Annotated in this window: 21 protein-coding genes; 14 read left to right on the top strand and 7 right to left on the bottom strand. The window is 33.7% G+C overall.

All coding sequences use genetic code 11. From position 1 onward, the window contains the following. Nucleotides 1–7 precede the first annotated feature (7 nt). A complete protein-coding gene (trpS, locus tag V1503_RS03550) occupies nucleotides 8–1,000 on the bottom strand; it encodes a tryptophan--tRNA ligase (RefSeq protein WP_410624893.1) in 993 nt (330 codons plus the stop codon). A 575-nt stretch (nucleotides 1,001–1,575) separates the two neighbouring features. Between trpS and V1503_RS03545 the strand changes: the two genes are divergently transcribed. From V1503_RS03545 to spxA, 8 genes are all read left to right on the top strand, one after another. After that, entirely contained in the window at nucleotides 1,576–3,234 is a 1,659-nt protein-coding gene (locus V1503_RS03545) for a peptide ABC transporter substrate-binding protein (RefSeq protein WP_410624891.1), read from the top strand. A 133-nt stretch (nucleotides 3,235–3,367) separates the two neighbouring features. Next, nucleotides 3,368–4,300, top strand: a complete 933-nt coding sequence (locus V1503_RS03540; RefSeq protein ID WP_320258251.1) for an ABC transporter permease — start codon at nucleotides 3,368–3,370, stop codon at nucleotides 4,298–4,300. Between the two features lies 1 nt (nucleotide 4,301). Beyond that, entirely contained in the window at nucleotides 4,302–5,249 is a 948-nt protein-coding gene (locus V1503_RS03535) for an ABC transporter permease (protein WP_410624888.1), read from the top strand. An 11-nt stretch (nucleotides 5,250–5,260) separates the two neighbouring features. Next, a complete protein-coding gene (locus V1503_RS03530) occupies nucleotides 5,261–6,313 on the top strand; it encodes an ABC transporter ATP-binding protein (RefSeq protein WP_410624886.1) in 1,053 nt (350 codons plus the stop codon). A gap of 6 nt (nucleotides 6,314–6,319) precedes the next feature. Then, complete coding sequence (locus V1503_RS03525) at nucleotides 6,320–7,258, top strand: ABC transporter ATP-binding protein (RefSeq protein ID WP_320259166.1); 939 nt, start codon at nucleotides 6,320–6,322, stop codon at nucleotides 7,256–7,258. A gap of 497 nt (nucleotides 7,259–7,755) precedes the next feature. Continuing rightward, nucleotides 7,756–8,964, top strand: a complete 1,209-nt coding sequence (locus V1503_RS03520; RefSeq protein ID WP_410624884.1) for a putative glycoside hydrolase — start codon at nucleotides 7,756–7,758, stop codon at nucleotides 8,962–8,964. A gap of 48 nt (nucleotides 8,965–9,012) precedes the next feature. Then, complete coding sequence (locus V1503_RS03515; RefSeq protein ID WP_214483286.1) at nucleotides 9,013–9,201, top strand: hypothetical protein; 189 nt, start codon at nucleotides 9,013–9,015, stop codon at nucleotides 9,199–9,201. 575 nt (nucleotides 9,202–9,776) lie between these two features. Beyond that, on the top strand, nucleotides 9,777–10,175 hold the full coding sequence (gene spxA, locus V1503_RS03510; RefSeq protein WP_214483288.1) for a transcriptional regulator SpxA: 399 nt from the start codon (nucleotides 9,777–9,779) through the stop codon (nucleotides 10,173–10,175). A gap of 372 nt (nucleotides 10,176–10,547) precedes the next feature. On the opposite strand, the gene V1503_RS03505 is transcribed toward spxA, so the two are convergent. Beyond that, on the bottom strand, nucleotides 10,548–11,213 hold the full coding sequence (locus V1503_RS03505; protein WP_214483290.1) for a TerC family protein: 666 nt from the start codon (nucleotides 11,211–11,213) through the stop codon (nucleotides 10,548–10,550). A 580-nt stretch (nucleotides 11,214–11,793) separates the two neighbouring features. Between V1503_RS03505 and mecA the strand changes: the two genes are divergently transcribed. From mecA to pepF, 4 genes are all read left to right on the top strand, one after another. Then, nucleotides 11,794–12,477, top strand: a complete 684-nt coding sequence (gene mecA, locus V1503_RS03500; protein ID WP_410624881.1) for an adaptor protein MecA — start codon at nucleotides 11,794–11,796, stop codon at nucleotides 12,475–12,477. Nucleotides 12,478–12,641: 164 nt separating this feature from the next. Beyond that, on the top strand, nucleotides 12,642–14,153 hold the full coding sequence (gene cls, locus V1503_RS03495) for a cardiolipin synthase (protein WP_410624879.1): 1,512 nt from the start codon (nucleotides 12,642–12,644) through the stop codon (nucleotides 14,151–14,153). Nucleotides 14,154–14,592: 439 nt separating this feature from the next. Beyond that, a complete protein-coding gene (locus V1503_RS03490; protein ID WP_320259162.1) occupies nucleotides 14,593–15,783 on the top strand; it encodes a competence protein CoiA in 1,191 nt (396 codons plus the stop codon). Nucleotides 15,784–15,837: 54 nt separating this feature from the next. Then, nucleotides 15,838–17,655, top strand: a complete 1,818-nt coding sequence (gene pepF / locus V1503_RS03485; RefSeq protein ID WP_410624877.1) for an oligoendopeptidase F — start codon at nucleotides 15,838–15,840, stop codon at nucleotides 17,653–17,655. Between the two features lie 109 nt (nucleotides 17,656–17,764). Here pepF and V1503_RS25140 read toward each other — a convergent pair whose 3' ends face one another. The 5 genes from V1503_RS25140 to V1503_RS03465 form a co-directional block, all read right to left on the bottom strand. Beyond that, entirely contained in the window at nucleotides 17,765–17,935 is a 171-nt protein-coding gene (locus V1503_RS25140; protein ID WP_496113356.1) for a hypothetical protein, read from the bottom strand. 777 nt (nucleotides 17,936–18,712) lie between these two features. After that, nucleotides 18,713–19,564, bottom strand: a complete 852-nt coding sequence (locus V1503_RS03480; RefSeq protein ID WP_214483375.1) for a ClpXP adapter SpxH family protein — start codon at nucleotides 19,562–19,564, stop codon at nucleotides 18,713–18,715. Between the two features lie 20 nt (nucleotides 19,565–19,584). After that, nucleotides 19,585–19,998: a globin domain-containing protein gene (locus tag V1503_RS03475; RefSeq protein ID WP_214483295.1), complete on the bottom strand. Its 414-nt coding sequence runs from the start codon at nucleotides 19,996–19,998 to the stop codon at nucleotides 19,585–19,587. Between the two features lie 366 nt (nucleotides 19,999–20,364). Beyond that, entirely contained in the window at nucleotides 20,365–20,973 is a 609-nt protein-coding gene (locus tag V1503_RS03470; protein ID WP_410624875.1) for a lytic transglycosylase domain-containing protein, read from the bottom strand. 392 nt (nucleotides 20,974–21,365) lie between these two features. Beyond that, nucleotides 21,366–21,953, bottom strand: a complete 588-nt coding sequence (locus V1503_RS03465) for a CYTH domain-containing protein (protein WP_410624873.1) — start codon at nucleotides 21,951–21,953, stop codon at nucleotides 21,366–21,368. A gap of 126 nt (nucleotides 21,954–22,079) precedes the next feature. Between V1503_RS03465 and V1503_RS03460 the strand changes: the two genes are divergently transcribed. Then, the gene (locus V1503_RS03460; protein WP_410624871.1) at nucleotides 22,080–22,457 is read left to right on the top strand and encodes a UPF0738 family protein; all 378 of its coding nucleotides are present in this window, start codon (nucleotides 22,080–22,082) and stop codon (nucleotides 22,455–22,457) included. A gap of 95 nt (nucleotides 22,458–22,552) precedes the next feature. Then, a complete protein-coding gene (gene yjbM, locus V1503_RS03455; protein ID WP_214483298.1) occupies nucleotides 22,553–23,188 on the top strand; it encodes a GTP diphosphokinase in 636 nt (211 codons plus the stop codon). Nucleotides 23,189–23,212 lie beyond the last annotated feature (24 nt).

Raw genomic sequence — 23,212 nt, 5'->3', positions numbered from 1 at the left:
TGTTAATCTATCTTATCTTTCGACCTAACCCCATCGCATTTTTCATTTTTCTTAGCATTTTATTTGCTGTATAATTTGCTTTTTCAGCGCCTTCATTTAATATGTCGTCCAATTTACTAGATTCCATTAAATGATAATATTTGTCTTGTATCGGTATTAGTGACTGTTTGACAATATCAGCTAGTTCAGATTTAAATACTCCATAACCTTTCCCTTCATATTGTTGCTCAATTGAGGAAATTGGTTGATCGGTTAGTGCGGAATAAATCGTAAGTAAATTTGAAACCCCTGGTTTTTGTTCTTTATCAAATTTTACGATCCCGTCTGAATCAGTTACTGCACTTTTTATTTTTTTCTCAATTGTTTTTGCATCATCAAGTAATGTAATAAATGATTTTGAATTTGGGTCAGATTTACTCATTTTTTTTGTAGGATCTACAAGTGACATGACACGAGCCCCATGTTTAGATATGCGAACTTCAGGGATGGTGAAGATGTCATTATATTTTTTATTAAAGCGTTCGGCTAAATCACGTGTTAATTCAATATGCTGTTTCTGGTCCTCCCCAACCGGAACGAGATCAGTATTATACAATAATATATCAGCAGCCATAAGAGGTGGATACGTTAGTAAGCCAGCAGAAACTCCATCATTACGATTTGATGATTTATCTTTATACTGTGTCATACGCTCTAGCTCACCAATATGAGCAATACATTGGAGCATCCATCCTCCTTCAGCATGTGCAGGTACTTCCGATTGTATGAACAGTGTGGACTTTTGAGGATCTATGCCTACAGCTAAATAAAGAGCTGCTAAGCTTCGAGTATTGTTTCTTAATTGTAATCTGTCCTGTGGTACAGTAATTGCGTGTAAGTCCACAATACAGAAATAACATTGATACTCATGCTGCAATTCTACAAATTGTTTCATTGCTCCAATGTAATTTCCTATTGTGATGGATCCGCTCGGCTGTATGCCGGAAAAAATTGTTTTCATATCATTTTACTCCTTATATTTAAGTTCCTAAAAAATGAACAATGGAATATGTCAAGATGACAAAACGAATTATGTAATGAAAAAAGCAAGATGTTTGATCATTTAATCATCTTTAGTTTAAAGCACGAAAAACCAGCATTTTAACATTATTATAAGTATTGCAAAATTATATAAAAAAAAAATAGTAAATGCAAACTTTATATTATAAAAACAAAGAAAATTAGCATACTAAAGACTGTAAATCCGAGTAAGTAAAAAACTTATTGCAGTAAAAGAATTATGAACTTTTTTATTCAATTTAATATGAGAAAAAATACATATTTAGAAAGGAGAAGACAAATAGGGAAACATTTCATTGGTTTATTTTTGAAGAAGATACAAAAATAAACAATATAAGTACAACTATCTTATAGGTATATAGAACTATTTATTCGTGTCAAATGGTAAACGTATCAGGGATATCAATCATTATCGTATCAAAATTTATGCATAGCAAGTGGAAAAATTGTATAATAAATTCTGTGGTTTTAAAACTACTCAACATGAAAAATGAATGAAAAGGAGAGAAACACAACATGAAGAAGACAAAAAAGTCATTACTTCTAACATTGATTCTTGCTTTGAGCGTGTTCGTAGCTGCATGTGGTGCAGCAGAAGAAGAACCTGCTAAAGAAGAAGATACGGGTACTACTGGTGAAGCTGCTTTAGCAGAAAACCAAACTTTAAGAATTAATAATAATTCTGAGCCTAGTACTTTAAATCCAGGTTTAGCAGAAGATACGACTTCTTCAGCAGTATTGCTACAGACGTTTGAAGGATTGACTCGTATTGGTAAAGAAGGTAGCCCTGAAGAAGCTATGGCTGAAAACATAGAAGTTTCGGATGATGGACTTACTTATACATTTACTCTACGTGATGGCGCTAAATGGTCAAATGGAGATCCTGTAACGGCTAATGATTTTGAATATGCATGGAAATGGGTCCTTAATTCAGGCGAAGCAAACTATGCATATCAATTATATTATGTGAAAAATGCTGAAGCAGCTTCAAAAGGTGAAGTGTCTATTGATGAAGTGGGTGTCAAAGCAATTGATGATAAGACACTTGAAGTTCAATTAGAAAATCCAACACCTTATTTCTTAGAATTAACAGCATTTTATACTTACTATCCAGTAAATAGCAAAATCTCAGAAGCTAACGCTGATTGGGCTTTAGATGCTGGAGACGACTATACATCAAACGGTCCTTTCAAAATGACTACTTGGGAACATAACGATAAGATCATTTTAGAAAAGAACGAACATTATTGGGACGCGGATAATGTTAAGCTTGAAACAATTGAAATAGTAATGATTAATGATGCAAATACTGAATTAACGATGTTTGATAATGACGAATTAGATTGGGCTGGTAACCCAACAGGTAATTTACCAACAGAAGCACTGCCAACCCTTAAGGAACAAGGTGATTTATCAATCAATCCAATTGCTGGTGTTTATTGGTACAAGTTTAATACATCAGAAGCACCATTTAATAATGCAAAAATCCGTAAAGCTTTCGCGTATGCAATTGATCGTAAAGCGATAGTAGATAATATTTCTCAAGGTGGAGAAATTCCAGCATTGGGAATTATACCACCGACAATCTTCCCTGAAGCTGAAGATCAAGGTTACTTTAAAGATGCTGATATTGAGACAGCTAAACAGCTTTTAGAGGAAGGGTTAGCTGAAGAAGGTTTTGCAAGTGTTGATGATTTACCTTCAATAACACTTTCATACAACACTCTTGAAGCACATGCAAAGATTGCTCAAGCTATTCAAGATATGTGGAAGAAAAATCTAGGCATAGAAGTTGAATTGTTAAACCAAGAGTTTGCAGTTCACCTTGATGCAATGGATGCTGGTGATTTCCAAATCGCTCGTCTTGGATGGTTAGGTGATTTCAACGATGCAATGAACTTCTTAGAAATCTACAAAGAAATTGGTGGCAACAACGACACTCGTTGGGAAAATGAAGAGTATAAAAGCTTGTTAAACCAATCTAATACGGAAACTGATCCAGAAAAACGTAAAGATCTGTTAAAACAAGCTGAAGAAATCTTCATGGAAGAAATGCCTGCAATGCCAATTTATTACTACACAAATAAGTACGTGAAAAAAGATAATTTAAAAGATGTTGTAGTATCCGGCTTAGGTGATGCACAATATAAATGGGCTTATTTCGTAGAAGAATAATATTTTTTAAAATGATTAAATGTACATCATTAGCTGTTTTATAGCATTAATAAGTAATGGTATATGGAGAATTTCTCCGTATACCATTCTTTACGATTAGGGTTTTGTCAGAATATTGTGGAGGTGTAAACCCTTGTTTAAATATATAGTAAAGCGTTTAGGCTTTATGTTAATAGCACTTGTGTTAATTGTTACGGTTACTTTCTTTCTCATGCAGGCAGCACCTGGAGGTCCATTTACTTCGGAAAAGCCACCACCACCGGAGATCCAGCAAAAATTAAATGAATATTATGGGCTTGATCAACCATTGTATGTTCAATATTTTGATTATTTAGTTTCAGTCGCTAGCTGGGACTTCGGCCCATCATTTAAATACAAAGGTCAATCTGTAAATGACTTTATTAATTCAGGATTCCCTGTGTCGTTAATACTAGGACTGGAGGCTATCTTTCTAGCACTTGCTTTTGGTGTACTATTCGGTGTTATTTCAGCTCTCAGGCATAATAAATGGCAAGACTATTCTGTAATGATTTTAGCGGTATTAGGGATATCTGTACCAAGCTTTATCATGGCATCGGTCCTACAATATGTGTTTGCGATAAAATTAGGGGTATTTCCTGTCGCAAGATTTGAATCATTCTCTTACCATGTTTTACCTGCGATTGCTTTAGCGTCGACACCGCTGGCATTTATCGCACGACTTACTAGGTCAAGTATGCTTGAAGTCTTAGCTTCAGATTATATAAGAACGGCGAAAGCAAAAGGAATAAAGAATACGGTTATCGTCGTCAAGCATGCGATTCGTAATGCTTTAATGCCTGTAGTTTCTTATATGGGTCCACTAACTGCTGGGATATTAACAGGTAGCTTCGTTATCGAGAGTATATTTGGTATTCCTGGGTTAGGTAGCCACTTCGTTCGGTCGATTACAGATCGTGATTATACAACGATTATGGGTGTAACTGTGTTTTATAGTATATTGTTACTCGTTTCAATCCTTTTAGTGGATATATTATATGGATTAATTGATCCTCGTATTAAGCTTGCTCAAGAGAAGGGGGATTAATATGGATAAACAATTAGAAGAATCACAAACGATACAACAAAACTTACCTAAAGAATTATTCGAAAGAACAAAATCTGAAGCACATGAAGCAGAAAAATTAGGGAAAAGCATCACATTTTGGAAAGATGTTTGGCTACGCTTTAAAAGCAATAAATTAGCTGTATTCGGTATTTTTTTATTGTTCATACTCGGAATTATGGCATGGGTTGGTCCAAGCTTGACCCCATATGATTATGCGACAAATGATTTAACCCAAGCGAACAAAGCACCTTCAAGTGAACATTGGTTTGGCACTGATAGCTTAGGTCGTGACGTGTTTACTAGAATTTGGCATGGTGCACGAATTTCGTTGTTTATCGGTTTAGCTGCTGCAACAATTGATTTAATTATCGGTATCATTTGGGGTGGTTTAGCAGGTTATCTTGGCAAGCGTACGGATGAAATATTAATGCGTATCGCCGATATTTTAACAGCTGTTCCATATTTGTTAGTTGTAATTTTGCTAATGGTCGTATTAGAACAAGGCTTAACAACAATGATTATTGCGATGTCTATAACCGGCTGGATTAATATGGCTCGAATCGTTCGTGGGCAAGTCCTTCAACTAAAATCGCAGGAATATGTGTTAGCAGCTCAAACGCTAGGTGCAAATACGAAAAGAATTATGGCTCGACATTTAGTTCCTAACTCAATGGGCCCCATTTTAATTACAATGACATTAACGGTTCCTGCAGCGATCTTCACTGAAGCTTTCTTAAGCTATTTAGGTCTTGGTGTACCAGCACCACTCGCTAGCTGGGGAACGATGGCAAGTGAAGGTGTACCAGCAATGAAATATTATCCGTGGCAATTATTCTTCCCGGCTATATTTATATGTTTAACCATTTTTGCTTTTAATGTTGTTGGAGATGGCTTACGAGACGCACTTGATCCACGACTACGAAAATAGGGGGGAGAAAAATGAAGCCAATTTTAGAGGTAAACGATTTAGCTATTTCTTTTCACACTTTTGCAGGAGAAGTAAAGGCGGTCCGTGGCGTAAATTTTCACGTAAACAAAGGAGAAACGCTAGCTATCGTTGGTGAGTCAGGTTCAGGGAAAAGTGTGACAACACAGTCAATTATGAAGCTTATTCCAACACCTCCAGGTGAGTATGTACGGGGCTCAATCATGTTTAATGGTGAAGACATTGTCCAAAAATCAGAGAAACAGATGGAAAAAATTCGTGGTAAAGATATTGGGATGATTTTCCAAGATCCGATGACTTCATTAAATCCAACGATGAAAGTCGGACATCAAATCATGGAAGGTTTAATTAAGCATCAAAGTATGTCAAAAGCTGATGCAAAAAAAGAAGCGATTAATTTACTGGACATGGTAGGTATTCCAATGCCAGAAAGGCGTGTGGATGAATACCCTCACCAATTTAGTGGCGGTATGAGGCAGCGTGTTGTCATTGCGATTGCATTATCATCTCGTCCAAAGCTATTGATCTGTGATGAGCCTACAACAGCTCTTGATGTGACCATTCAAGCGCAGATTCTCGAGTTATTAAAGGATTTACAAGAAAAGATGGATATGGCAGTTATATTCATTACCCATGATCTAGGTGTCGTAGCAAATGTAGCTGATCGAGTTGCGGTTATGTATGCTGGGCAGATTGTTGAAACTGGAACAGTAGATGAAATATTTTATAGTCCTGAACATCCATACACATGGGGGTTATTAGGGTCAATGCCAAGTCTTGAAGGCAGCGAGGATGAGCTTTATGCGATTCCAGGGTCACCACCTAATTTAATTAGCCCACCTGTAGGAGATGCATTTGCATTGAGAAGTGAATACGCGCTGAAAATTGATTTTGAAATGGAACCACCGATGTTTAAAGTATCAAATACTCACTATGCAAAAACATGGCTATTACATGATAATGCACCGAAAGTTGAGCCACCTGAAATAGTGCAGCGTATGAAAAAGCAATATGAATCTTTCAAACGCAGACATGAAAGAGGGTAAATGAAAATGACGAATAGAAGAGAAAAATTGTTGGAAATTCAAGATCTTAAACAGCATTTTAAAGTTAGTAAAGAAAACACAGTAAAAGCTGTTGATGGTATTTCCTTTGATATATATAAAGGTGAAACGTTTGGCTTAGTTGGAGAATCAGGTTGTGGAAAATCTACTACAGGAAGAACGGTCATTCGTTTATATGATGCAACTGATGGCAAAGTTATTTTTGGTGGGGAGAATGTCCACGGGAAGAAGTCCAAAAAGGAATTAAAATCTTTTAATCGAAAAATGCAGATGATCTTTCAGGATCCATATGCGTCACTTAACCCACGGATGAAAGTATCTGACATTATAGCAGAAGGAATTGATATCCATGGTCTCGCTTCTTCTAAGCAAGATCGAATGAATAGAGTCCATGAATTGCTAGAAATTGTTGGACTTAATCGAGAGCATGCGAGTCGTTATCCCCATGAATTCAGTGGCGGACAAAGACAACGTATAGGGATTGCAAGGGCACTAGCAGTAGACCCAGAATTTATCATTGCAGACGAGCCTATTTCAGCATTGGATGTTTCTATTCAAGCTCAAGTTGTGAACTTGATGAAACAGTTGCAAAAAGAAAAAGGTTTGACATATTTATTTATTGCGCATGATCTTTCGATGGTCAAGTATATTAGCGATCGAATTGGTGTAATGTATCGTGGGAAAATTGTTGAATTAGCAAGCAGTGATGATCTCTATAACGACCCAATTCATCCTTATACGAAAGCACTGTTATCGGCAATTCCATTGCCTGACCCAGAACATGAGCGCTCTCGTAACAGAATAATTTATGACCCTTTGCAGCATAATTATGATACTGAAGCTCCTGCAATGAGAGAAATTAAACCAGGCCATTTCGTATATTGCTCAGAGTCTGAATACAAACGTTATAAAGAAGAACGGAAATAGTAACGATAGATCCCTTTTTTAAGGGATCTTCTTTTTTTAGGCTCTTTTGTATATTATGTTGCTTTTTTCACTTACATTTGAGTAATTGACGTGTCTAATGTGTTTGTAGTCTTTAGAGAAGAAAAGATGCCATGAATGCTTGGTGTATACGTATTTATTTCTTAGTACGAAAAGCAACAATTAATGCGAAACAAGCCTAAGTAATTAACACTTCTTGTCCTTTACTGCTAACTTTATACTTATAACTTGTATATTACCTTTCTAGCTGTCCTATTTTCTAATAAACGCAATATTTTGTCATACTCAAATATAAACAGCTAGATAAACCATTCATTATAATAAGTTGGTTGGGGTTAACTATATAGATTTGTCTAAAATGCTCGAATTACAGCAATAAAATAGCCAAAAAATAAAAGAATTTGTTAAACATTACCCCAAAAATTAGTTATTTGATTTATAATTAAATTAATTCATCTTAGTTGGGGGAACACTGATTTATGAATATAAAGGGATATTTTATTACACTTATAACTGCTAGTATGTTGTTCTTTTTGTTTGGTACAGATGGGTATGCTAAGCAAATAGAGTCAACTTCGGTAAGTAATCACGTTATAAAAAGGTCAGTTGTAAAGAAAAAGATCCTACCTGAACAGCTACCTCGATACATGTATGATTCTGGGTTGTCCTTTGAATACCCAGATGCAGTAAGAGGGATTTATGTGACAGGCCATTCAGCGGGTGGGGATAAATTTGGTACTTTAGTTAATTTAGTTGATTCATCGGATTTAAATGCAATGGTAATAGACATAAAAGATGATTATGGCAATATGACATACATACCAGAAAACCAACCATATAAAGAAATTGGAAAAAACTATATTAAAGACCCTGTAGAAATGTTAAAGACACTAGAAGAAAAGAAAATATATCCAATTGCTCGGATTGTAGTATTTAAAGACAGTGTCCTTGCGAATAAATATCCTGAATGGTCATTTATTGAAGAAAATAATATTTGGACAAATAGACGGGGCGAATCGTTCGTTAACCCATTCATAAAAGAAGTTTGGGATTATAATGTCGGTATAGCAATTGAAGCAGCAAAACTAGGTTTTCAAGAAATTCAATTCGATTATGTGAGATTTCCAGAAGGATTTGAAAAACGTGATTCAATTTTATCGTACAGTATGGGAGAATATGCAAGCAAGGATATAGATAATGTTCAAAAACGTGTTCAATCAGTTACAGATTTTGTTGCCTATGCAAAAGAAAAGCTTAAGCCATATGGCGTAAAAGTATCGGTGGATATTTTTGGTTATACAGCAACATTGCCTGAAGCTCCTGGGATAGGGCAAAACTTTTCTAAAATATCAGCAAATGTTGACGTTATTTCGTCTATGATTTATCCTAGTCATTGGACAACATATTTTGGTATTCAAAAGCCTGATTTAGAGCCATATAAACTGGTTACAGAATATATTAAGGTTGAAGCTGAGAAATTAAAGGAATTAACTAATAGTCCTATCTCTAGACCTTGGCTCCAAGATTTTACTGCTTCTTGGTTAGGAAATGGTAACTATAAACTATATGGCAAAACTGAAGTAGAGGATCAAATTAGAGCTTTGAATGAAAATGGTGTAAAAGAATTTTTACTTTGGAATGCAGGTAACTCCTATACAGAAAATGTAGATTATACCCCGTTGAACTAGGAAATTACTTGTGAAGGTCGTTAGAAATATATCAATGGAGGTATTGGAATGGTTATTGATTATTTTACTGATTTTGCTATAGTGGCTGTACTAATCATTGGTATTACTGCTATGATGGGAGTCATGTTAAATGGTATTGGTGAAAAGTTTTTCGGAGGAAGAAAGAAAGCTGAATCTTTTAATCAATCTGCAAATACACAAGTCGGTTGGAGAAGTGTTGGAGGAAAGCGAAATTAATTTAACAGGAGACTTTCCCCTATATGTACAATGAAGCAAAGTAGTTTTTACGAATGTATAACATCGTTAATGTAAGAAAGGTGCTGCGAAATAGTTGTATGCGTTTTAAATTCTTATTTTAAATACTGTCAATGAGAAAACAGTCCTGACAAAAAGATTCAATACCATTAAATACAAATTACATTTTATAGAAAATTACACTAAAATAAAATATATATTAAGAAAAAACCTAGCTGTCGCTGGGTTTTTTTACACATAATTAATTGAAAAAAGTATATCTTTCTATATATATTTATTGTATAATTATCAATAGACATTACTTATTTAGATTTATTTCAATTTAGATTTTTTTTTCTTTTTTTGAAACTTTTTGTGTTTATTTACGTATAACATTTTAGAGAGTATCAAAAGGTGGAGAATATAAGCTGAAGCATTGTTTATGTTACAACATGTTTACTCGTACAATTCGTTAACATTCTCTTATCAGATATACTGAACTTTTGGTAACTTTTAATTTATGAAATTATTTCTTATGTGAGCTTTCTATCCACATAAATTATGGGAGTGAAGAAACAATGGTAACTTTATATTCATCACCAAGTTGTACTTCCTGTCGCAAAGCAAGATCTTGGTTAGAGGAACACGATATTTCATTTAAAGAACGAAATATATTTTCAGAATCTCTAACTATCGAAGAAATTAAAGAGATTTTAAGAATGACAGAAGAAGGAACAGATGAAATCATATCTACAAGATCAAAAACTTTTCAAAAATTAAATGTTAATGTTGATACTTTACCATTGAATGAATTGTATAGTCTTATTCGTGAAAATCCTGGATTGTTACGAAGACCAATTATCATTGACGAGAAAAGACTTCAAGTAGGTTACAACGAAGATGAAATTAGAAGATTTTTACCGCGTAAAGTCAGAACTTTTCAATTGAAAGAAGCGCAAAAATTAGTAAACCAATAATCTGGAATATAAAAAAACTTCTACATCTCGATGTAGAAGTTTTTTAGCTTAGGTTCTTTTCGCAAAATTTTCTGCTATTAATAACAATATAGAAAAACGCAACTATTAGTTGTTTATGTGTGTCATCGTTTTAAAGAAAAAAATACTTCACGAACTCTAGTTGTGTACGTATTATTTAAAATTTAAATCACATTCGCAGCCATAGCATTGGCTGAGATTTTTAGCGAATAGCTTGTTGGTTTTCGTAAGATGCTAATAACAGAAACAAAGTTGCGAATTGTGGATGTATGAGTGGCGAATTAATTTCAAGTTTTTATTAACAAGACCGAACAAGGCTTATCATGTTTAGTTAATTTAAAAGTCTTGTGCCGTTTAACGAACTACTCTGATCCGATTACTAATATATCCACCTGTAATTACAAGTAAAATGCAAATATATGGTATAATGATTTTTGCGTAATTATAGTGGTTAAAAAATTGTGTAAAATATAATTCATGTGTAATCATTCTTCCGGCAGTAAATGCTAAAATACTTGCTCCTATATAGATAATAATAGGGTATTGATCCATTATGTATAGTATTAGTTTACTGCCCCAAATAATAATTGGAACAGAGATTAACACACCAATTATTACGAGTGGCAAATGTCCTTGTGAGGCTCCAGCTATTGCAATTACATTGTCTAAACCCATTATAATATCTGCAAAGACAATTGTTCGAATAGCAATATATAAAGAAGTACTCGCTTTAAGTGTTGCTTGATCTTGGCTCTCTGACACGAGTAATTGATAAGCAATCCTGAGAAGTAATATTCCACCAATCATGTACAATAACGGGATAGTCATTAATAAAGCTGCAATAATAGTTAAACAAACACGAACAATAATAGCAAAGGTAGTACCAATAAAGATAGCTTTATTCCTTTTAGCTTCAGGAAGATTTCTTGTTGCTAAGGCAATGACAACAGCATTATCGCCGCCTAATACGATGTCAATTCCAATAATCATCATGATTGTAATTACGTAATCAAAATCCATTTTCGTCCTCCTGTTAACTAAATAATAGCGCTATCTTTTTTATGGCTTTGTTGTAAACTTAGCTGATTCTTTTACTAAATGACGACTGTTAAACTAGATTAATGAAATCTTAGTGTTTGGTGCAAAGATGGTTATATTCTGATTATTTTTTAGGTAGCATAATAAAAAAATGCGAAAGCAGCTTTTTTTATTAATAGTACAAGTATAGTAAGCAACATTCATCATTATGACGAGTAAATAACAAATATATGGCCATCTTTAAAAAACGACATTTTATATAGTATTACGTGATATAAATGATCTCGCTCTAGAAGGTTCGATGGAAAGAATAAGAACGATACATTGCTATGTTGATAAACTAACTACAAGTCCATAAAAAAGAGACTAATTAAGTTTATATAGGCTTTTTGTCTGCTCTTATTGGGCAGTAGATGGTTTTTAAATAATCGGTATTTTTTATTTCCATTCCTTTTGTATTTGTCATAAAATAAAAGTACAAGAATGATTATAATCGTGAAAAAGTGTATCACGGGGGTAAATAAGTCCCTTCAAAAACATCCTATGGAAGGGAGTTAATTATATGGAAATTGAACGAATAAATGAGAATACTGTAAAATTTTATATTTCATATTTAGATATTGAAGAAAGAGGATTTGACCGTGATGAAATATGGTATAATCGTGAAAGAAGTGAAGAACTTTTTTGGGAAATGATGGATGAAATTCATCAAGAAGAAGACTTTGTGGTGGAAGGTCCGTTATGGATACAAGTCCAAGCATTAGATAAAGGGCTTGAGGTACTCGTAACAAAAGCTCAACTTTCAAAGGATGGGAATCGGTATGAGATTCCTTTATCAGAAGATCGAATAAAGGAATTACCTGTTGATGAGAAAATAGAAGAGTTACTTGATCAACAATTTAGCCCAGCTAAGGATGATTATAATCAAAATGTTAACCAAGTAGACGATGAACAACTCGAATTTTTACTTAGGTTTGATGATTTTGAACATATTATCTCATTGTCACATCGAATAGATGCATCACCATTCAAGAATCGATTATTTTCATTCGAAGGACAATATTATTTATATGTTGAATTTAATGAAGAAAACATGATAGGGGATGAATTGGACGCTATTATAAGCTTGTTGTTAGAGTATGGGCAAGAAACAACAGTGACAATTCATCGACTAGAAGAGTACGGAAACGAAATCATTAAAGAAGATGCAATGACGGTTATAGCTAATCATTTCCCATCAAGATAATAAAAGCCGATTTCTGAAATAGTGAAATCGGCTTTATTAAAATACTTGTGAGTGTTATTAAATGCAGTAATGCAATTGGACTTTTGCCCACGTTAGTGTGGGCAAATTTTAATTAATTTTGCTAACTTAGGGTTGAAGAACTGTAGTATGAGGTGGTGTGGGGAATGAAAAAAACATTACAGGTTTTAGTATTTTCATTTATTATAGTTATCTTATTTTATGTTACAAAACAATATTGGGAAGGCTGGATTCTAGGAGCGGCTAGTTTAATTATTAGTTTATCAGTTATTTTCATTGGTTTTGTTATTTTCTTAGAAAATAGAAATCCAACAGCAACATTAACATGGCTTATCATTTTAGGTAGTGTTCCGTTGTTAGGTTTTATTTTTTACATAATATTTGGTCGTAATTTTCGCAAGCGTAAGTTATTTGCTAAAAAAGCGTTGTTGGATGAACAGACATATTTAAAAATTGAAGGTGGACCATATTGGAGTGAGGAAAAAATAACTCATATGGGGGAGCATCAACAGCTTCTTTTCCGCCTTGCACAGAATTTAGGTAAAAGCCCAATATCTTTTTCAACAGAAACGAAAGTGCTTACAAATGGTGAGGAAACATTTTCTCATATTTTAGAGGCATTAAGAGGGGCGACACATCATATACACCTTGAATATTACATCGTAAGGCATGATGACATTGGGCAGCAAATCAAAGATATTTTGATTGAGCGAGCACAAAATGGCGTTCAAGTACGCTTTTTATATGATGCAGTTGGCTGCTGGAAACTTTCAAGAAGCTATATTGAAGAATTGAGAAAAGCTGGGGTGGATATGATTCCTTTTTTTCCAGTTAAATTACCCATTCTAAACCACAAAATTAACTTCCGTAATCATCGAAAAATAGTAGTGATTGATGGAACAATAGGTTTCGTTGGTGGTCTAAATATTGGTGATGAATATTTAGGTAAAGATTCTTATTTTGGTTTTTGGAGAGATACACACTTAGCTGTTCAAGGTGAATCAGTACGGACTCTACAATTGATTTTTTTACAGGATTGGTACTATATGACTGGACAAAAGTTGTTAACTCCGAGCTATTTGTCTCCACAGTTAATTGATAAAGAGAACTTGGGCGGTGTTCAATTAATTGCTGGTGGACCAGATAACGAATGGGAAATCATAAAGCAGCTCTTTTTTTCTATGATCATTTCGGCAGAAAAATCTGTTTGGATTGCAACGCCTTACTTTATTCCTGATGAAGATATTTTCACAGCGTTAAAAGTTGCTGCTTTAAGCGGAATTGATGTAAGAATATTGATGCCTAAACGTCCAGATAAAAAGATTGTATTTTATGCATCCCGTTCGTATTTCCCTGAGCTGTTAGAAGCAGGGGCGAAAATATATGAATACAAAAAAGGCTTTATGCATAGTAAGATTCTAATTGTGGATGATGAAATTGCCTCAATTGGAACATCAAATATGGATATGAGAAGTTTTCATTTGAATTTTGAAGTGAACGCATTCTTATATCGAACAAATAGTATTCGAGCATTAACAAATGATTTTATTCATGACATCGCACATTCTGATATTATTACCGAGGAGCAATTTAGTACCAGGCCAATTTGGGTTCGTTTATATGAGTCAACTGCACGATTGTTGTCGCCACTATTATAACAAGGGTATCTTTTTTGAGGGTCAAACTTTGCGTTTAGACCCTTTTTTATTTAGGCTCTTATTCGTAAACTTTATTGCTTTTATTTGAGTAACTGATGTGGATTATATGGTTTTTATAGTTTTTTAGAGAAGAAAAGATGCCCTAACCGATTATTAAGCATGTTTAGCTCTTATTATGAAAAGCAACAATTAATCCGATAGTAGCCTAATACATTAGGCAATGAGATATATACCGATACAAATAAAAGGTTAACACCGAGCTACGGTAAAACAGCTTATAACTTGCGATCAGTAACAATTATTTAATAAATCGCTGACAATTGTCTATCATAAGTGCTAGCAATTTTAATTAAATATCATTAGCACCAAAGTTTTTGTAAATAGTCTAAAGGGATTTTGCTATTTTAGTTGAATGACAAATAGAAAGGGTGGTGACAATGTGTTAGTCGCAAAATTAAGTAATAATAAACAAGTATCATTAGTTGAAAACTGGACGCGGAAGGAGCTTGAAATTCTAAAAAGAGACGAAAGCTTTTATTGTCCATCTTGTGGCGAAATGATGTACCTTAAGCTTGGAACGAAAAGAATATTTCACTTTGCACATCAAACGAAGGAGAATTGTAAATTTTCGATTGAACCAGAATCTCAGTATCATATGGAAGGGAAAAGTGGGATATATGAATGGTTAAAAAAACAATCATTTTCTATCAAGCTAGAGCATTATATAAGCAACATAAAACAGCGACCTGATTTAATTATTAGAGACAATCATCATGTATATGCGATTGAGTTTCAATGTTCTACGATTAGTACTGAACTTTTTGCCAAACGAACAGCGGCTTATAAAAAATATGGTATTATTCCAGTTTGGATATTAGCAGCTAGCTTTATGAAAATAACTTCTCGGTGCATGAAGATATCTCAGTTTCAATCATTATTTATTGAAGATCTATATGGGCGTTATGGCAAGATCATATACTTTTGTCCGTATAAACGGCAGTTTTATCTTAACGAAAATCCACTTTTCTTCTCTTCAACTGAAGTTCTCTCTGGTATAGTTTCTCTTCCACTTCATTCAAGTACATTTTATCAGTTGCTTAAATCAAAAGGTTTTCATGGGAAAACACTTTATGAAAATTGGGCTTATAAAAAGAAGTATTGGCGTTTATATTGTACGGTTTATCCTTCAAAAGACCTCGAAAAACTACTTCATGTATTGTATGAAAAAAAAATCCCACCGAGCCTAATTCCAGCGGAAGTTGGTATACCTACTAATTATTCCTATTGGTTTGAGACACCACCGATTGTTTGGCAAGCTTATATATATGTTGATATTCTTATGAAAAGTAATGGGGGAACTTTCACATTCGCTGACATACTTAATTGTGTGAACCTACGAATCACTAATAATAAAATATCGATTAGAACATTACCTTTAGTGACAAACTCACATTATGCTAATGCTATTAGAGAATATTTGCTTTTATTAGAGAAATTACAAGTGATAAAAAAAATTAAACATCAAGGGTTTAAAGTAAAAAAAGAATTTACGCTACCTAAATCTTCTGAAGATGCAGTTTTATTGGATTATGATATAATGAATAAGTTACTATCATATAATAATAAATAGTTATATATGAATTGTTCAAACAATTTAGAAATGTGAATTTAAGGAGGCTATACGATGTCCGAACAGGCAGCAGTGAAGAAAATACCTACAAGAGATGAAATAAGTATTGAAGATACATGGAAATTAGAAGATATTTTTGCATCTGATGAAGTGTGGGAAAATGAATTTAATGCAGTGAAGGCACTTATTCCAAATGTCCAAAAATATAATGGAAAACTAGCAGATTCTGCAGAAGTTTTATATGATTTATTACAACTACAAGATGAAATAACGATGCGACTTAGCAAGCTTTATTCTTATGCACATATGCGTTATGATCAAGATACAACGAACTCTTTCTATCAAGGTTTAGATGACAGAGCAAAAAATCTGTACACACAAGCTTCTAGCGCTTTATCATTTGTAGTTCCAGAAATCCTTGCCATGGAAGAGAGTCAGCTTAAAGAGTTTTTAGATAATAAAGAAGAATTAAAGTTATATAAGAAGGCATTGGATGATATTACGCGTCAACGACCACATGTGCTGTCATCTAGTGAAGAAGCTTTGTTAGCCCAAGCATCTGAAGTGATGGCATCTTCTAGTAATACGTTTGGGATGCTTAACAATGCCGACCTTACATTCCCAACTATAAAAGATGAGAATGGGGATGAGGTTGAAGTAACACATGGACGTTATATACGCTTCCTAGAGAGCGAAGATCGTCAAGTTAGAGAAAATGCATTTAAAGCTGTTTATGATACATATGGTAAATATAAAAACACATTTGCTAGTACATTAAGTGGAGCTGTGAAGAAGGATAATTTTAATGCAAGAGTGAGAAATTATGAGTCAGCTCGTCATGCAGCATTAAGTGCTAATAATATACCTGAATCAGTTTATGATAATTTAGTGGATACAGTAAATGATCACCTTCCTTTATTGCATAAATACATTTCTTTACGTAAAAAGCTGTTAGGTGTTGATCAACTTCATATGTATGATTTATATACACCACTTGTAAAAGACGTGAAAATGGAGGTAACCTACAAGGAAGCCAAGGATTATTTAATGAAAGGTCTTACTCCGTTAGGTGAGGATTACTTAGCCGTGATTAAAGAAGGGCTAGATAATCGATGGGTAGATGTTCATGAAACTAAAGGCAAACGAAGTGGGGCATATTCATCAGGGACATATGGTACAAACCCATATATTCTAATGAACTGGCAAGATAATGTTAATAACTTATTTACACTTGCGCATGAGTTTGGTCACTCAGCGCATAGCTACTACACTCGAAAATTCCAACCATACCCATATGGAAATTACTCAATCTTTGTAGCTGAAGTAGCATCAACTTGTAATGAGGCGCTACTTAATGACTATTTATTGAAAACAATAGATGATGAACAAAAACGTCTGTATTTATTAAATCATTATTTAGAAGGCTTCCGTGGTACAGTATTCCGTCAGACGATGTTTGCTGAATATGAACATCTTATTCATCAAAAAGCGCAAGCAGGTGAAGCGTTAACAGCCGAATTATTAACAACGACTTATTATGATTTAAATAAAAAATATTTTGGAAATGATCTTGTCATTGATGAAGAAATCGGTCTTGAGTGGTCAAGAATCCCTCATTTTTATTATAATTACTATGTATTCCAATACGCTACTGGATTCAGTGCTGCTACTGCCTTGAGTAAACAAATCCTTGATGAAGGTCAACCAGCTGTGGATAGATATATGGACTTTTTGAAAGCGGGTAGTTCAGATTATCCAATTGAAGTATTGAAAAAAGCTGGAGTTGACATGACTTCATCAACTCCAGTTAAAGAAGCTTGTCAAGTTTTTGAAGAGAAGTTGAATGAAATGGAACAGCTATTAACAAAATAACTCGAAAAAGGAATGGGAATCCCCATTCCTTTTTATTGTTCAACAAGCACTGATGGATAAGAGGGTTGCACGCACTTATATTATTAATGATGTGAAGTGGTGTAGTTAATTAAACTCCACGAAAGCGATTACGATCGTTAAGATAGATTATGAAACTTAAGATAGTAATAAAAAGTAAAGGAGAGCTAATATAGATCGGAATAATTTGCATTAACCCAAGTATTTGTATAGCTAAAGCAACTATAAAAAAAATACTAAATAGTACAACGACAAGTTTCATACCATCAACCTTTCTGTCCGTTAATATAATGATATTTGGAATGTGGTACGAGTAGTTATAATGTATATTGTATGATGGATAAGTGTAATGTATGACAAAATTGTGAAAGGGTGAGCAGAATTGTTGCCATTGTTTCATTCATCTGTTATATTATACTTGTGAAGTTAATCACAAACAAACAATACCCCTTGTTTGACCGTGAAAATTTCTCCCATCCCCTTTGTTGTCTTTAGACATACATGAAAAAAGCTTAGTTTATGCTTACTAAGCTTTTTTTATTTGTCTCTCTTCGCAAACTTAACTACTATAAATGTAAGAAAAAATGCTAAGAATACTTTTTGTGTTCGGTTATTATCTCAGTAATAACATCACTATGTGAAAAGCATTGCTACAATTTTGTTAACTAGGTGTCCAAGTACGAGAACAATGTGTGTATATATGTTGGGTTATATGGTTTGGACAATGAATGAGTAAAAATAATTCATACAAACACCAGGCTAATCGTAATACTATTGACTTACCATTATCGATATATGTTGGAAAAGAAACAATCAATGTATATTTCTTAATAATAATAACGTAAAGAAAAAGAGTCTTACACATGATTGGTCAGACTCTTTCTACAAGGCTATTTTTGAATACATTGTCACTTATCGTTTATCTCCTCTACCTTTATTCTGCAAAACGCAGAGTGTTACGCAAATGGACATCTTAATTCTCTAAGTTAGGAATAATAGCAACAAAGTTTAGGAGAACAGCCCTAATAAAGTGATTAAGCTACTGGATATATCTCCAGAACGTCCCGTATTTTACAGGAACTCTTTCAACCTTTTTTTGCAATGCAAGTTTTTTCATCTCTCGTTCTACGTCATTACAAGACATATCGTAGACAACAGATATTTCTTTTGTTGCTACAAACCTAAAATGCTGTAAAAACACTTCAAGTGGAGGAACTGGGTCTGCTTGCACTTTTCTACCGAGCATATCTTGAATGACCTGCACATAAACATCATAAGAATAGCACCCAGATATTTTTAACCCTTCATCTTCCACATGTTCATTAAATAGGATGAGTGTAGGTATTTCCTGTACATCCATTTCCGAAGTAATTTTCAAGTCACATTGTAGTGCTCTTGCAGCACTTGGTGAGTGAATATCTTTAATAAATTCGTCAACATCAAGTCCTACATCTTTTGCACATTCAATTAAAACTTCTTCGTTAGAAATGTTTTGCTTTTCTAAAAATAGCACTTCTTGTACTTTTCTTAGAAATCGGTTCCCTGATTTTCGACCTTGAAGCTCTGCTGCTTTAATCGCAACTGAGACTGCATAGGGTGTTGAAATTGGATCTTCCATCCATATTGTTCCGTCGCATGACATTCCACTTCTGCTTGCTGCCCTTTCCCAAACCATAGCCATATTTTCATGGCTTTTCTTTCTTCTAAGTTGTAAAGTTTCTAATTTTCCACTAACTATATGACGCAATGAGAAAAAACGGCCATATTCAATTATTAATTTTTTTACGATTGGTTCAAGACCCCAACAATCAGAACAAAGCGGATCAACAAACATGTATAATTCTAATGGCTTTCTTTGTGGTGTATGAGAGCTTAAGGTATGGTTTTGCATATTACTTGATTGTTGCTTTTTCAAAATGAAACCCCTTTCGTCTCTGTTCCTTGATCAGGTGTGTTAATCATATGTTGGGCAGTTAATACTAATCTGTTATAAAACTCTTCACGCACAGGACCGTTAAGGTTTACTGCATCCATTGCTTCTTTCATGCATTGTAACCATGCTCTTGCTCTAGTTGGTGTAATTTCAAATGGCATATGTCGGGCACGTAGCATCGGGTGACCATGCTCTGTCGTATAATGGTTTGGTCCACCTAAATATTGTGTTAAAAACTGTTTTTGTTTACGTGCAGTTTCGGTTAAGTCGTTAGGAAAGATAGGAGCCAACTCAGCATGTTGCTTCACTCGGAGATAGAACTCATCTACTAGCTTATCAATGAATTGTTCGCCACCTATTGCGACAAATGGTGTTAACATCTTATCGGTCATGTTGACTACTCCTTTTTTATTGTAGAATAGATTATTTCTAAGTTCTAACCTCTCTCATTGTTACACCTTTTCGACTGAAGACAAAAAGATTTTCATCATAAGTCGAAAAGGCACTACAACACTTGTAAGGGTTAAGCATCTTAATTTTTTTTATCCAATGATGTCTCTTATTCCTTATAGTACTTTTGGAGGACTAAGGACTTTACGCTTATAAAAAACTTAGTAAATGTATGTTTATTTTAGCAATCTATAACAGTTATCTCAAATAAAGAGCACTGAAATTCGTACACAAAAAAATACCATCCTGATTAAAGGAGGTACTATCAAGGTTTTTAGCTATTAATAATAGAAAAAAACACTTTAATTTTATAATGAGTGATATGTATTAGTTACTTTTTTAACATAGTTTTGCGTTTCTTTAAATGGTGGGATACCTTCAAACTTATCTACATTTCCTGGGCCAGCATTATATGCAGCTAGAGCCAATTCAAGATCGTTATCGTATCTATTAAGCATATCACGTAAATATTTCGTCCCAGCTGCAATATTCTCTTCCGGATCATATAAATTTGTAACACCTAACGCCTTAGCTGTGGGAGGCATTAATTGCATTAAACCAGTTGCCCCTGCTCGACTAACTGCATTTGGGTTAAAGTTGGACTCTGTCTTTATCACAGCCAAAATTAACTTTGGATCAATATTATATTTTTGTGCAGCATTATTTACGATCTCATCGTATGTTTTTGGAGTGCTAGTGTCACTTGCGATACTTCCGTTTAGCTGTTGTTGAGCATATGCTTGTGTTGTTAATTGACTATTTTGGACTGAAACATTTGCTGGAGCACTTGAATCCACTAAATATTCATTTAAAAGCTCTTTAAATAGAGACTCATTTAATGATGTTTGTGATGAGCTTACTTGAAAATTTTTCAATGCCTGAAGCTCCATCATAACTTTTAAATGATCAATACTCAATTTAATCACCTATCTTTCTAAAATACGAGGAAGTTTTAATATGTTGCTTACGTTATTAAAGTGAACAGATCGCATGTCCTTTTTTAACGCTAAATCCAATCAGCCACATTGTGAGAATATAAATGATTGAATATGAAGTGACAAAAGTTGATTTGATTTGTCTATGGTATCATTGCGTTCATTATTTTTCTTTGTTATGTATGGCTCTTTCCGTAAACTTTGTTGCTTTTTTTTATTTATAATTGAGAAAGTGAAGTCATTATATAACTGTTATAACCATTAGAGCAGAAAAGATGCCCCCAAATGTTAGCTATATTCACAGTGAGCTCTTAGGTAAGCAACAATTTATTCGAAATCAACCTTATGTATTTATGAAATGAACATTTTCATTGTCAACTTTCTTCTTTGTTAATCTTATAATTATAAAATCTTTGAATTTTATTTTCTGTTTTACGTACAGGAATTTGAAATTTACTTAACAGTTTTTGAAATGTAGCAAATCCAGTTTCGTAATTTCTTACTTCATATTCAATTTCGTAATCATCTATTGTTAAATAATGACTATGGTCAAAAACTAGCGTTCCACCCCCATATATTATTTCGGCTCTATTTGTAGAAAGTGAACCAAAATACTTTATTTCGTTAATTGGAACATGAAGTTTTTTTAATTGCTGAAGAACCTCTCCATTTATGGAAAAATCGTTGCGAAGCAATCGTTGTGCTTGTTCATCTGTAAGCGGTTGATGTATCTCAAGTAAGCCGACTTGGGCTGGCTGCTTTAATGTTAGCATATATTCGTTTTCTTTTAAACGGATTCTCAATGCAGAAGCTTTACTTTTAAGCGCAAAATCGTTTGTATCGAAATAATAGTTTACCTGGGATTTGAAATGTGTATTGTTTATTGAAAAAGCATTTAGCATGTTGTTAAATTCAATTTTCGTCAAAATATTTTTAAATTCAATTTCAATTTCTTGAGTCACTTTGAATACGTCCCTTCTACCTGTATCATTACATTATCTCTTTAATTTATGACAATCGCAATTATTATCTTCATATACAAGAGTGTGATAAAATAAAACCAACATTCACTATAGAAGGAGAGCATCATGCGAAAAATAATTACGATAACTAGTTACGAAATAAATGAGCAAATCATACAACTATGCTCAAATGATACAAGTATTAATATTACAAAAGGAAAAGATACGAAGCAAATGCTTGTTGATTCAGATCAGACTGCCTTTATTTATATCATTGAATGTGATGAAGAGTATGTTTATATAGAGATTCCACATGCTTGTTGGAAAGGGTTAAAGCAGCTTCTCTTACATAATTACCAAGCTGTTTTACAGGTGGGGAATCAACGTCTTCAACTTGAAAATATGAAAGAAGAGTTAGAGTACTTAATTAATAATATTGAAGGAAATACAAACTATGGTGACGAAATGGTTAGTAAAGTGGAGGAAATATTTTTAACTAACTGATTAGGTTACATAGTTAAACCTCAAAGATTTTTATACTGTTACATATATATAAAGAGCTAAATCTTTCAGCGTAAGAGTAGATGGTGGTGTTTAATATGGGTGAACATTGGGACGTGTTTTTAGCTCCTTATCGTCAAGCAGTCGAGGAGTTAAAAGTAAAACTTAAAGGAATGCGCTCGCAGTTTGTTATGCATTCTGAGCATTCAGTTGTTGAATTTGTAACAGGGCGTGTAAAGCCAATTGCGAGTATATTAGATAAAGCAGCAAAAAAAAATATTCCTCTCAGTAACTTAAGTGAGGAAATGCAAGATATCGCTGGATTAAGAATTATGTGTCAATTTGTTGATGATATTAAAATAGTTGTAGAAATGTTACAAAAGCGCAATGATTTTGAAATTATTGAAGAGAGAGACTATATAAATCAAAATAAAGAGAGTGGATACCGCTCTCATCATGTAGTTATTCGATACCCTGTGCAAACGATTAAAGGTGAAAAACAAATTCTTATTGAAATACAAATACGAACATTAGCGATGAATTTCTGGGCTACAATAGAGCATTCACTCAATTATAAATATCGTGGTCAATTTCCAGAGGACATCCAGCTTCGTTTAAAGAGTGCTGCTGAGGCAGCATATAGATTAGATGAGGAGATGTCCTTAATCCGTGAAGAAATTCAAGAGGCACAAGCATTCTTTACTAAGAAAAAGGAAGTACATGATTCAGATTAATCATTTGATTACTTGAAAAGGGAT

This window comes from Nanhaiella sioensis, assembly GCF_046557775.1.
Lineage (GTDB): Bacteria > Bacillota > Bacilli > Bacillales > SM2101 > Nanhaiella > Nanhaiella sioensis.
This window is presented reverse-complemented; position numbering and strand designations above follow the sequence as displayed.

Bases quoted from the DNA above. Each gene is read 5' to 3' on its own strand.
- V1503_RS03475 (WP_214483295.1), bottom strand. From the start codon at position 19,998: ATGACCGATAAGATGTTAACACCATTTGTCGCAATAGGTGGCGAACAA.
- V1503_RS03460 (WP_410624871.1), top strand. From the start codon at position 22,080: ATGCGAAAAATAATTACGATAACTAGTTACGAAATAAATGAGCAAATC.
- trpS (WP_410624893.1), bottom strand. From the start codon at position 1,000: ATGAAAACAATTTTTTCCGGCATACAGCCGAGCGGATCCATCACAATA.
- V1503_RS03525 (WP_320259166.1), top strand. From the start codon at position 6,320: ATGACGAATAGAAGAGAAAAATTGTTGGAAATTCAAGATCTTAAACAG.
- pepF (WP_410624877.1), top strand. From the start codon at position 15,838: ATGTCCGAACAGGCAGCAGTGAAGAAAATACCTACAAGAGATGAAATA.
- V1503_RS03520 (WP_410624884.1), top strand. From the start codon at position 7,756: ATGAATATAAAGGGATATTTTATTACACTTATAACTGCTAGTATGTTG.
- yjbM (WP_214483298.1), top strand. From the start codon at position 22,553: ATGGGTGAACATTGGGACGTGTTTTTAGCTCCTTATCGTCAAGCAGTC.
- V1503_RS03535 (WP_410624888.1), top strand. From the start codon at position 4,302: ATGGATAAACAATTAGAAGAATCACAAACGATACAACAAAACTTACCT.
- V1503_RS03505 (WP_214483290.1), bottom strand. From the start codon at position 11,213: ATGGATTTTGATTACGTAATTACAATCATGATGATTATTGGAATTGAC.
- V1503_RS25140 (WP_496113356.1), bottom strand. From the start codon at position 17,935: ATGAAACTTGTCGTTGTACTATTTAGTATTTTTTTTATAGTTGCTTTA.
- spxA (WP_214483288.1), top strand. From the start codon at position 9,777: ATGGTAACTTTATATTCATCACCAAGTTGTACTTCCTGTCGCAAAGCA.
- V1503_RS03545 (WP_410624891.1), top strand. From the start codon at position 1,576: ATGAAGAAGACAAAAAAGTCATTACTTCTAACATTGATTCTTGCTTTG.
- cls (WP_410624879.1), top strand. From the start codon at position 12,642: ATGAAAAAAACATTACAGGTTTTAGTATTTTCATTTATTATAGTTATC.
- V1503_RS03515 (WP_214483286.1), top strand. From the start codon at position 9,013: ATGGTTATTGATTATTTTACTGATTTTGCTATAGTGGCTGTACTAATC.
- V1503_RS03530 (WP_410624886.1), top strand. From the start codon at position 5,261: ATGAAGCCAATTTTAGAGGTAAACGATTTAGCTATTTCTTTTCACACT.
- V1503_RS03480 (WP_214483375.1), bottom strand. From the start codon at position 19,564: ATGCAAAACCATACCTTAAGCTCTCATACACCACAAAGAAAGCCATTA.
- mecA (WP_410624881.1), top strand. From the start codon at position 11,794: ATGGAAATTGAACGAATAAATGAGAATACTGTAAAATTTTATATTTCA.